11 protein-coding genes are annotated in these 11,427 nt (G+C 44.8%); 4 read left to right on the forward strand and 7 right to left on the reverse strand.

The window, feature by feature from the left end; all coding sequences use genetic code 11:
* The 3 genes from WKF69_RS03205 to dgoD all read right to left on the reverse strand — a co-directional run.
* Positions 1-684: M14 family zinc carboxypeptidase (locus WKF69_RS03205; protein ID WP_340379466.1), on the reverse strand; the 684-nt coding region annotated here is incomplete at its 3' end.
* Positions 685-764: 80 nt separating this feature from the next.
* The gene (locus tag WKF69_RS03210; RefSeq protein ID WP_340379467.1) at positions 765-2,042 is read right to left on the reverse strand and encodes an MFS transporter; all 1,278 of its coding nucleotides are present in this window, start codon (positions 2,040-2,042) and stop codon (positions 765-767) included.
* A gap of 36 nt (positions 2,043-2,078) precedes the next feature.
* The gene (gene dgoD, locus WKF69_RS03215) at positions 2,079-3,230 is read right to left on the reverse strand and encodes a galactonate dehydratase (RefSeq protein WP_340379468.1); all 1,152 of its coding nucleotides are present in this window, start codon (positions 3,228-3,230) and stop codon (positions 2,079-2,081) included.
* Between the two features lie 642 nt (positions 3,231-3,872).
* On the opposite strand from dgoD, the gene WKF69_RS03220 reads away from it, so the two are divergent.
* The 4 genes from WKF69_RS03220 to WKF69_RS03235 all read left to right on the forward strand — a co-directional run bounded on the left by WKF69_RS03220 (position 3,873) and on the right by WKF69_RS03235 (position 8,693).
* Positions 3,873-5,279 (forward strand): ammonium transporter, encoded by a 1,407-nt coding sequence (locus WKF69_RS03220; RefSeq protein ID WP_340379469.1) that lies wholly within the window; start codon positions 3,873-3,875, stop codon positions 5,277-5,279.
* Between the two features lie 36 nt (positions 5,280-5,315).
* Positions 5,316-6,383, forward strand: coding sequence for an outer membrane beta-barrel protein (locus WKF69_RS03225; protein ID WP_340379470.1), 1,068 nt, complete (start codon positions 5,316-5,318; stop codon positions 6,381-6,383).
* 457 nt (positions 6,384-6,840) lie between these two features.
* Entirely contained in the window at positions 6,841-7,011 is a 171-nt protein-coding gene (locus WKF69_RS03230) for a hypothetical protein (protein WP_340379471.1), read from the forward strand.
* 110 nt (positions 7,012-7,121) lie between these two features.
* Positions 7,122-8,693, forward strand: a complete 1,572-nt coding sequence (locus WKF69_RS03235; protein ID WP_340379472.1) for an ATP-binding protein — start codon at positions 7,122-7,124, stop codon at positions 8,691-8,693.
* Between the two features lie 5 nt (positions 8,694-8,698).
* On the opposite strand, the gene WKF69_RS03240 is transcribed toward WKF69_RS03235, so the two are convergent.
* The 4 genes from WKF69_RS03240 to WKF69_RS03255 form a co-directional block, all read right to left on the reverse strand.
* Entirely contained in the window at positions 8,699-9,073 is a 375-nt protein-coding gene (locus WKF69_RS03240) for a DoxX family protein (RefSeq protein WP_340379473.1), read from the reverse strand.
* Between the two features lie 180 nt (positions 9,074-9,253).
* On the reverse strand, positions 9,254-9,811 hold the full coding sequence (locus WKF69_RS03245) for a heme NO-binding domain-containing protein (RefSeq protein ID WP_340379474.1): 558 nt from the start codon (positions 9,809-9,811) through the stop codon (positions 9,254-9,256).
* A gap of 122 nt (positions 9,812-9,933) precedes the next feature.
* Positions 9,934-10,158 carry a hypothetical protein gene (locus WKF69_RS03250; RefSeq protein ID WP_340379475.1) on the reverse strand — a complete coding sequence of 75 codons (225 nt, stop codon included), beginning with the start codon at positions 10,156-10,158 and terminating at the stop codon, positions 9,934-9,936.
* A 581-nt stretch (positions 10,159-10,739) separates the two neighbouring features.
* Positions 10,740-11,427 (reverse strand): YitT family protein (locus WKF69_RS03255; RefSeq protein WP_340379476.1); only part of this gene is annotated, 688 nt, incomplete at its 5' end.

An 11,427-nucleotide genomic window follows, 5' to 3' on the forward strand; every position in this document is an offset into this window, starting at 1 on the left:
ATACTCGTCATCAAAGCGGCCGACATGTCCGGGAATGACTTCCTGCAAGGTGTCGTTCATCTCCGCGATCACCTGCATGGCTATTTGCCTGATGGTGTTCACGCTCAGCGCTTCATCATATGCGGGTGCAAGTAAAGAAATGGTAGCCGGGTTACCATGGTTTCCTGCCGACCACATCGTAGTCTGATCGTGTAAATTAAATCCAAAATGGGGCTGTATTTCATCCCTCAAGGCGCGCAGAAGCTTTCCCTCGGGGCTTTGCTGACTATGGAAATCTCTATTGATGTCGATCTCCTGTGCATTCCTGCGATTAAAAACCTCAGCTCCGTCCGGGTTAACCATTGGAAGAATGTACAGGGTGCAGTTCTGCAGAATGATATCCTTTACATCATCGCGGTGTTCGTCTCCAAGGAAGTTAAAAAGATCCATTAAAGCCATTGTCGCGGTTGCTTCGTTGCCGTGCATCTGGCTCCATAAAAAGACTTTTGCCGTGCCGCCACCACATTTGATCAGGTTGATCGGGCGCCCCTCGTAAGATTTGCCAACCTCTCTGATTTCAAACAATGGATTAGTTTTAAGCTTTTCAAGCACGTTAAGCAAATCCTTGTGTTTGAAAAAGCGGTCTTTTATGTCCTTATTAATAAATGAATGGTAGGAGTGGAGCAGAGAGATGATTGAATCCATGGCGGTAAATTTAACATCATAACCCGGCAATTCCTATCGCGGCTTAACGTAATTAAACCTGTTTTTTCAAGCGAAGCATATTACGTTTTTATTCGCTCCACCTTACCAACCAGAAATATATACGACAGGGCACCCAAAAATCCAAGTAGTCCAATAAACAGCAATGCGGGTTCAAAATTTCCATTTTGTGCCAGGAAACCGATCACTATTGGAACAATAATAGAGGCTAAGCCGCCAATAAAATTAAATACCCCGCCGGTTAGACCGACAAGATTTTTAGGTGCTAGTGTTGATACAAAAACCCATGTGATCGATGCAAATCCATTACCGAAGAAAGCCAGTGCCATGAAAAATATTATCAGTGTAGTGTCATCTACATAATTGGCTCCAACGATGGAGATCGACAGCATCAGGCCGGTTATAACTGGTGCCTTACGTGCAACCCCAATAGAAAATCCTTTTTTGATTAGGTAGTCTGATAAAAATCCTGATGATAGAACCCCTATAAACGCAGCGAGAAATGGAAGAGAAGCAAGAAATCCCGACTTTAAAAAGTTAAGCCCCCGATATTCTACCAGGTAAGTTGGAAACCAGGTAAGAAAAAACCATAAGGTCGAATTCACCGCAAACTGGCCGAGGTAAACTCCCCATAGTTTCCGATGTGAAAATACTTCTCTCAGGTTTGACCATTTAAATTCTGATTGTCCGTTGGCAGTGCCAGCAGATTCACGATTGATCAGTCCACCACCCCGTTCTATCAGGTCAATTTCTGCCTGATTCACGTCAGGATGTTTTGCCGGATCGCGATAAAACCGGTACCATACAAACCCCCAGAAAATACCGATAAGCCCGGTAATAATAAATAAACCACGCCATCCTGCGTAATATTGAATTGCAGCCAGCGCCGGGGTTAGAAGTGCAAGCCCGAGAAATTGGCCAGAGGTGTAGGTGGCTATCGCCGAGGCGCGTTCATTATCCGGGAACCAGCTCGTCACTACCCTGTTATTTGCCGGAAAAGCAGGGGCTTCAAAAGCGCCGGTTAACAAGCGGAGGCTAAATAATCCTGCAAAACCTTTCACAAATCCCTGTAAAAGTGTTGCAAGGGACCATGAAATGAGACTTATCCCATAAACAATTCGCGGCCCAAAGCGGTCAACCAGGATGCCTCCGGGTATTTGCAGTGCGGCGTATGTCCAGCCGAAGGCTGAAAAAATTAGCCCGAGCTGAACTGATGATAATTTAAATTCATCATGTATCTCCGAAGCCGCCACAGAAATATTGCTGCGGTCCATATAGTTGATTACAACATTAATAAAGATTAATGCAAGTATGCGAAGTCTTATTTTACTGGGTTTCATGTAATATCTGCTGCGTTTTAATAAGATCTGTTTAGCCTACCATTCGGCCACACTTCCGTCGTCATGTCTCCAGAGCGGATTATGCCAGTTGTGCCCAATCTTCGCCATCTTCCGGACGTGATCTTCATTAATCTCGATACCTAAACCCGGCCCTTCCGGAATTTTTACATATCCGTTTTCATAATCAAACACCGTTTTATCCGTAAGATAATCAAGCAAGTCGCTTCCCTGATTATAATGAATTCCTAAACTTTGTTCCTGAATGAAAGCATTGTGGCAGGTTGCATCCACTTGTAAACAAGCCGCCAGAGCAATTGGTCCGAGAGGACAATGAGGAGCGGCGGCTACATCAAAAGCTTCAGCCATAGAAATTATTTTTTTACACTCGGTAATGCCGCCTGCATGAGAAAGATCTGGCTGAATAATATCCACATAGCCATCCTTCAGGAGATTTTTAAACTGCCATTTGGAAAACATACGCTCTCCGGTAGCAATTGGTATCGAAACAGCGTTCGCAAGTTCCCGCAACGCCTCATTATTCTCCGGTAAGACAGGTTCCTCAATAAACATAGGGTGGAAAACTTCCAGCTCCTTTGCAAGGGCTTTAACCATTGGACGATGAACCCGCCCGTGAAAATCAATACCAATACCTACATCCACACCAACAGCCTCTCTGACGGCCGCAATCCGGGCAACGGCTGCATCAATTTTTTTATGGCTGTCAACATACTGCATTTCCTCGGTAGCATTCATTTTGACAGCTAGAAACCCGCGTTCCGCCATCTCCTTTGCAGCAGCTCCTACCTCATTAGGGCGGTCTCCGCCGATCCATGAATATACTTTCATTAAATCCCTGGCTTTTCCACCAAGCAGCTGATGGACCGGGGCATTGTAAAATTTGCCCTTTATATCCCACAAAGCCTGGTCAATTCCCGCAATGGCGCTCATCAAAATAGGGCCACCCCGGTAAAAGCCTCCCCGGTACATCACATTCCAATGGTCTTCGATATTCATTGGATCTTTACCTATCAAATATTCCATAAGCTCATCGACGGCAGCTTTGACAGTAGCAGCTTTCCCTTCAATTACCGGCTCGCCCCATCCGGTAATACCTTCATCAGTTTCAATTTTTAGAAAAAGCCACCTCGGCGGAACCTGGAAAAGTTCATAACTTATTATTTTCATCATTAATTTATATAATCGATTACAATTTATATTTTTTATGCTAAAAACTTTTATATACAGCATCTTTTATAACCTAAACAAAAGAGTATTGAATTTCGCCAGCACCACAACCCCTGTTTGATCAAAAGCCTTTTACAGAGGCCAAGCCTTTAAGGGTGAAAAAAGGGACGGAGTTTCTGGTACTCATTCACGCACCTCACCAATCTGGCGATCCTGAATACAGGGAGTAAAAGTAACCAACGTATAACAAGCAGGGGGTGACTGGGGATCAGAAGAACCCGGTAGGCAGGTGACAGGTGCCTCGTTTAAGTTCTTTTTAAAAAAAAGCCGATTTTTAGTAAATAATAGTTAAAACCACGGGTTCAATCTGAAATTTAAGCTATGAATTATCATTTTTTTAACATATATCTGGACAAATTATTAAAAATATACATATTTATTCAATATTTTATTTTGAATTTTCTTTAAAAAACACATTATTTTATATTTTATTGAAAATATAATTAATAATTTCCATTTATTTTACCAATATATCCATATTTACTATGAAAAAATTAGAATATTGTCTAAAATATAATATAAAAAGGAAAATAATGCTAAATTTATGGCGACTTGATAACAGAATAATTAATTAAACCTTAAACAATGAAAAAATTTGACTTAAAACAGTCCATACCATTTTTGGTATTGGCAGCGGTAGCCGTTTCCGCAATTTTTGTACCTTCTGCAACTACTTTTGGGGGAGAAGGCTATGTTGCTGCCGACATTGCCTGGATCATCGTTGCGACCGCATTAGTGTTTCTCATGACACCCGGACTAGCCTTTTTCTACGGCGGTATGGTCAACCGGAAGAATGTGATCTCAACGATGATCAAGAGTGTAGTTGCCACAGGCGTTACAACCGTATTGTGGGTAACGGTAGGATTTAGCCTTTCTTTTGGTGATTCGATCGGAGGCATTATCGGGGATCCGACTACCTTCCTTTTCTTTAAGGATGTTAGCTCCGGAGCCCCGTGGAGCCTCGCGCCCACCATTCCGCTGACGCTGTTCGCAACATATCAGCTGATGTTCGCCATCATAACACCCGGACTGGTGGTTGGCGCGGTCGCCGAACGGATCCGCTTCACGTCCTACATCTTATTCATTGCTTTATTCGGGATCTTCGTGTATTTCCCACTGGCGCATTGGACCTGGCATCCCGAAGGATTCTTATTTACGATGGGCGTGTTCGACTTCGCTGGAGGAACAGTAGTCCACATCTCTGCCGGCTGCGCAGCATTAGCGGGAGCGTTGGTCCTTAAACGCCGGAAAGTGCATCTGGAAAAGAAGGAAATTCCGCCTGCTAACATACCTTATGTACTAATTGGCACCGGATTGCTTTGGTTCGGATGGTTCGGCTTTAATGCGGGATCGGCACTTGGCGCTAACGGGCTGGCTGTGTCGGCTTTTGCAGCAACAAATGCAGCAGCAGCTTCTGCAGGTTTATCGTGGATGTTCTTCGATGTTGTCCGCGGCAAGAAACCTTCGGTGCTGGGCTTCTGTATCGGTGCGGTGGTGGGGCTTGTAGCCATAACTCCCGGCGCCGGATTTATTGAGATCCCCCAGAGTATTTTTATTGGCTTTGTCGCCGCTATCATTTCGAACCTTGCCGTATCATTAAGGTCTAATACCTCTCTTGACGATACTCTGGACGTATTTCCATGCCACGGTGTAGGAGGTATAGTCGGTATGCTTTTAACGGGAATATTTGCAACTAAAACTGTTAACCCAGCCGGACCGAACGGATGGTTTTATGGTGACCCGGGATTTTTTCTGACCCAACTGACCGGCGTAGTCATTGTAGTAGCTTATAGCTTCATTGTATCTTACGTGATCTTTAAGGTGATAAACATGCTTCAGCCTTTACGTGTATCGAACGAAGACGAAGAAATGGGATTGGACGAAAGCCAGCACAATGAAAAATATATCCAGGGCACACTTCTGGTCACCGAAAATGGTGTTATAACAGAAAAAAGTGTCAGGCTATTAGACAAGGATTTTCAGGAAGAGTAGTTTAAGTAATAATTGTTCATTTTAAATTGACTAAATATGTTAAAAAGATATATAATCATCGCATGCATGGCACTACCAGGCCTGTTTGCACAAGCACAAACCGTTGAACCTGTTACACCGCTGGTAGTCTCCGGTTCGGCCGACGTATACTACAAGTATGACCTGTCGACCTTCAAATCCCCTACAGGGGGCTCAAATATTCCAACAAGCTTTGCAAATGATCAAAATTCCATTTCACTTGGGATGTTGAACCTTATTTTAAGCAAGTCTGTCGGCAAAGCCTCATTTGTAGGAGATGTTTCCTTTGGCGCTCGGGGGCAGTACCAATCTATTCCTAACGGGAATGGCGATCCCGGCAATATGGCCAACAGCTTTAATATCCAGAACCTGTATGTTAAATACCAGTTCAACGAAGCCTTTTCGATGACTGGCGGTTACATGGGAACCTTTGTAGGGTACGAAGTAATATCGCCAATACCCAACGTGAATTATTCAACTTCGTACCTGTTCACAAACGGGCCGTTTCAAAATGCCGGCTTAAAAGCTAATTATAGCTTTTCCAGTAAGGTTGGCCTTATGGTAGGGCTGTTCAACGATTGGAATACTTACCAGGATCTGAATGGGGTATCGCATATCGGAGCACAACTGTCGTTAAATCCCACAGAAAATTGGTCGGCTTTTATCAATGTGCTGAGTGGCCGTTCCGCTGCAGGCGCCGCAACTTACGGTTCGGGTACAATCCTCGACCTGACCACCACCTACAAGATCAATGAAGTACTAAAGATCGGGCTCAATGCGGCCGATTATACCCTTCCCGAGAATAATGGGGGATATAGCGGAGTAGCGGTCTACCCGCAGGTTGCATTGTCAAATAGCTTTACCCTGGGAACAAGAGGAGAATATTTTGCCTACAAAGATGGAGTTGCCGGCCCTGGCACTTCGGTTGTATGCTTCACCGTGTCGGGCAATATCCGGAGCGGCGCGCTGAACCTCATTCCCGAAGTACGGCTGGATAATAATGGCTCCGCTACTTTTTTTAAAAATAACCTGACGCCCACGAAAACAGCAAGTCAGGTGTCATTGGCAGCAGTTTATTCGTTTTAGTACAAAAGCTTATTCAGATTTCACTCTGGCCGGATGGGGGCTGGGGTGGGGTTTGAATAAGCTTTTGTAAGTTCCAGCCTGGCTGCCCGCAGGCAGGCTTTCTATTGAATGCAAGCAGGGAAGTGGTTTAAGCAGATTCCGGCTTTCCGGAATGCTGGAATAACTCCTAAGTCAGCCGAAAAGTCCGCCAATCCCCCAAAACAAGGGCAGCACTACTCTACACACCAAAATCGGGCGCGTAAGGAAGAAATTTTCACTATCGTTGAAAATTAACCCTAAATCTTTCCGGTAAAGGCTTGAATTTAAAGCAAATCATCCCTTTTGCCGTTTATTTCGTCACATTAGGCAACAAATTTCGATAAAAAGGAAACAAATAGGTAACAAATACGTTTTCAAGGGACTGTGAATCATATAATATTTGGAATATAATATATCTAAGCTTAAACTTACGCTGTAAATGTTGTCTTCGAATTACCGTTTCCCGCTTTTAGTTAAAATACCCGGCATCTTAATCATTCTTTCAGCTTCACTGGCACTAGTGGGCTGGCAAATTGATCAGCCTGTTCTGAAGAGCCTGGTCCCGGGAATCACACCGATGAATCCCATGACGGCCATTACTTTATCCTAGCGGGAACGTGGCTGTTATCAAACAATTCTGCGAACAAGAAGCTGCTGGACAGTCTTGCGGGCATCATTTTGTTTTTTGGAGTAATCCATTTTTTTACTTATTTAATTCCCGTGCCGGGGATAAGGATGGACCTGTTATTATTTGGCGATAGGATCCGCAAAAGCGGCATCCCAATCATGGTCGCACCAAATACTGCCCTGAGTTTTCTTCTTGCAGGGGTAAGTATGCTCCTGGCAGGCCGGAGCGGGCGGCGCACCCAGCTGTTCAGACAGGTAACTGTCGTCATACTTCTTTTCCTGGTATACTTTTCTGTCCTTGGATACATATTTGACATTCCGGCCGGTTATCGCATAGGCGGACTTACACCCATGGCGCTTATCACAGCATTGAACTTTCTGCTTTTTCTTCCCGGATTGCTATTTGCTGATACCCGTTTTGGAGTAGCCGAGATCCTTTCCTCACCCCTTCGGGGTGGCCGACTGATGCGTTTGATGGTTCCCTTTACTATGGTCTTCCCCCCATTTATTGGATACCTGATGCTCGAGGGCGAACGGATGGGCTTGTATCCCGGAGAAGTTGGAGTACAGCTAACGACAATAGTTTTAACGATCACGATGCTTTTTGCCATCTCGTATTACGCTGCACTGAACATTAAGAAAGAGCGTTCCGAACATGAAATAGTTACCCTGATGATGGTTATGAGTGAGGGAGTGATGCAGCTTGATAAAGTTGGTGATGTTATTTTTTGTAACCCGGCGTTCGAAGAGATCATGGGGTATACGGAGAAGGAGTTGATCGGACGGCCCCCCACAGATATACTCATCTCTGCAAAAGGTAAAGAGGCCTTTTTAAAACGTATTGAAGATCGTAAAAAAGGCATCCAGGAGCAGTATGTCAGCGAGCTGCGCACCAAAGAAGGCAAAAATGTTCACCTCAACATAAAATCTAAGCCGCTTTTTGATGAACACGACTGTTATAACGGAGTCCTGATCTCTATCAGGGACGTAACCGAAGAGATCCTCACCATGGAAGATCTGAAAGCGTTTTCCGCTTCTGCAGCTCACGATCTGAAATCACCCCTTGCGATGATCGAATCGGTGACGAGCCTCTTTGACATGGATAAGCTGGACGATGATCAGCAGCAGCTAATTACCTTTATCAGCACGGAAACCAAGCGAATGGGGAAACTGCTCGAAGACCTGCTGATATATTCCAAAATGGGTACGGTGGAGTTGCCCCTGACGCAGCTGGATGTAAATGAAATTGTATCGGAAGTAAGTCAGCCGTTCGGGGAGCGTCCGGTTAAGTTCATCGTAGAGGATCTGCCGCCAGTTACCGCCAATGGGATCGCAGTGAAGCAGCTCTTGCGGAATTTAATCTCTAATGCGGTCAAGTATTCAAGTAAGGCAGCAAGTCCGGTTGTTAAAATTGATTCTTACGAAGAGCGGGGCCGTACCTGGTTCAGTGTTTCAGATAATGGGATTGGCATGGACGCCAGTCAAATGGACGGTTTGTTCACCCCCTTTAAACGCTTTACCAGCGAATTCGAAGGTAACGGACTCGGACTGGTTATTGTAAAACGGATCGTTGAACGTCACGGGGGAGAGATTCACGCAGCGAAAAACGACCCGTCTGGGCTAGCCTTTCATTTCACCTTAAGCCCGCTGGGGCAGGCGGCGTAAAATTTTTACTCGTCTAACAGGCTTTGATATTTCTTCCAGTTATCCGCTATCGCGAGGATATTTATTGCCATTAACACCACGGCAATAATAAGCCCGCTCGGCTCCGTGGTAACGTGATGCACCAGAATCCCAACCATTACCGGCAGGATAACGATCGCCCCAAGCGCACGCGTTCTGGGGATCGTGAAGAGGATAGCTCCAATAATTTCTACAGTAGCTACCAGCGGCATCAGCCATTTAATAGACATAAACGCCGTGAAGAATTTAATCTGCTCAGGCGTCAGCTCCGGCATCGGCATGTAATTGAAAAATTTGTTCAGGCCGGCATTGAGGAACATCAGGCCAAAGAGAATGTAAAGGATCGTTTTAACGATCTTCATAAAGAGGGGTTTATGGTTTTACTATTTAACTGAAAGTCAAATTAGGGAAAGGATTGATAAATGGGAAGGGTTTGGGAAGAAGTGATAATTATATGACAAGCCGCTCATAGCTGCGGAATGGCCTAGTTTTCCGCTGGGGGTAGGAGGCGGAGTTAGTTGCCGACGAGCAGAAAAGGCCACCTACATGAACTCGACTCGGATTTGTACCCGTTCAGCGTCAGGGTCTGTAATTGATGTTATATCTACAACGTCGCTTTCATTAAAATACTTAGCAATTCCCTTAATTATACCTATCGCCAAGGCCCCCATCCTTCTTTTTGAATAGTAGTCAATGATTAAAAGCTTATTATTAACCTTTGTTACATTCAAAACAGGCGGGCTGGCAGCGCTATTTAATTTTCTGACAGCTCCGTGCATTACAGTCTCTGTATGAAGCAATACATCGAAAGTCTTCCATTCAGGTCGGAGAAAGTCGGCATACAACTTAAATAAGTCGGGCACGAGGTATTCCCCAAATTGCTCCTGAATCTGGTATGCGGAATATCCGTAAAGTGCGGTGGCTGCACCTACAATTAAGCCAATCTCCTGAATCGGATAATTTAAGTTTAATTCGTATTGATCGGATGCACCGGAGTGAAGGATTAACTTATCCCAGGCACCCTCCGGGAAGGTACTGTTGACATATTTCTTGAGTAAATAGAAGATGGATCCGTGAACTTTTGGGGATTCGTCTAGCATATTAGTATAAAGTGCAAGTTTTATTGTCAGTAGTTTGATGAACCAAACCGGCCACCTCTCGTCAGCGATATCGTTAAAGGGAATGCAGGGTCATTTATAAGAAGCACAGCAATCACTTAAACTTAGTTGTTTTCGATTTGTTTACTAATGAAGTCTAACTCCTCAACTGTAAGAGTCTTGCCAGCAATGTGTCGCCAGGCTCCGTGTATTAGCCTTTGGATAGTGGAAACCGTCTTTCCATCCTTTATCAAATGGAAATTAGAATGATTGGTTTGATGTACAGCGTACACATCAATTTTGTCACAACCGTAAAACGATTGAGGGCAATCTATTTCAAAAGAAGTCATAGCTTGAGAGCGTTTACTGCAATAGTAGTAATAAATAATTATTTAAAAAACCAGTAATACTGCTTAATCCCGAACGAGAATTTCCCTCGCTGCGCTTATGGGATAATTTTTCCGCTCATAGCCGCGGGCTAGGCTAGTTGTTTTTCGCCTCTAGTTATGATTTTCAATGATGTTCAAGCTTTCCTTCGGAAGGTTGCTGTAGGTCAAAGAACCAAACCCCATCGCTGCGTCTGCAGCTTCGAAAGTTTCTACTGAGGCTTAGACTGTGCTACCCGCACCAGCCGATGCGGACCGAATAAACTGAGATTCAGTGGGTTGGCTTAAGAAGCGTACCTAACGCTGGCTGGTGTAGAAGTGCATGCCTGCGGCATGCGGGTGAACGAATACGCGACTATAAAGGGGTGATATTAGTGGGGGTTGGGTGGGCTATGTGTACGCTACTCCTGCTTTTCTAGCGGACGGGTCTATGCGCCCAGTGTCCCCCGGGCGGGGGTTGGGGGTGGATCACGTAATTTCTAAACAAAAGATTCTTAGCTAACTCGAGTAATTCTCTCCGTATTGAGACCATCAGTGGCATGAACTTAATGCCTTGCCCTTCTCTTTAAAACCCCGCCAGCCGCTTCTTTGATAGTACTGGTAAATATAAAGGCACTTGGATCCACCGACTGGACAAGATTTCGGAGCTTTCTTATTTCCAGGCGGGTTACTACCGTGAAAACTATATCGACAGGCTGGCTAACATCGAAGCTTTCTTTTAAAAAGCCACGCTCGCCCTTGTAAACTGTAATTCCCCGGCCCAGCTCCATTACAAGGCCTTGCTTGATCAATTCGCTTTGTCCGGAGATGATCGTTACCCCCGTATATTCCTCTAACCCTTCAATTACAAAGTTGGTCATGCGGGAGGCGGTATAATAAGTTAGTATCGAGTAAAGAGCCGTCGGAAGCCCCAATTTGGTAGCCGCTATCAGAAAAATGATAATGTTGATGCCAAAAATGATTTCGCTGATAGTAAACGCAATACGTTTGCCGGTGTAAAGAGCCAGCACTTCCACCCCATCAAGCGCACAGCCTCCGCGTATGGCAAGCCCAATGCCAATGCCCATAAAAACGCCGCCGAAAATAGATACCAGCAGTTTATCCGAAGTGATCTGCGGATAGGGAAAGAATAGCAAGCAAAGCGCAAGCCCGATTATAGCCGCAAGGGTTTTCACAGCGAATGCTTTATTGATCTGAAATGCTCCCATAATAATGAAGGGAATATTCACAAGG

Origin of the sequence: Daejeonella sp., from assembly GCF_037719425.1 — a bacterium.
GTDB lineage: Bacteria > Bacteroidota > Bacteroidia > Sphingobacteriales > Sphingobacteriaceae > Daejeonella.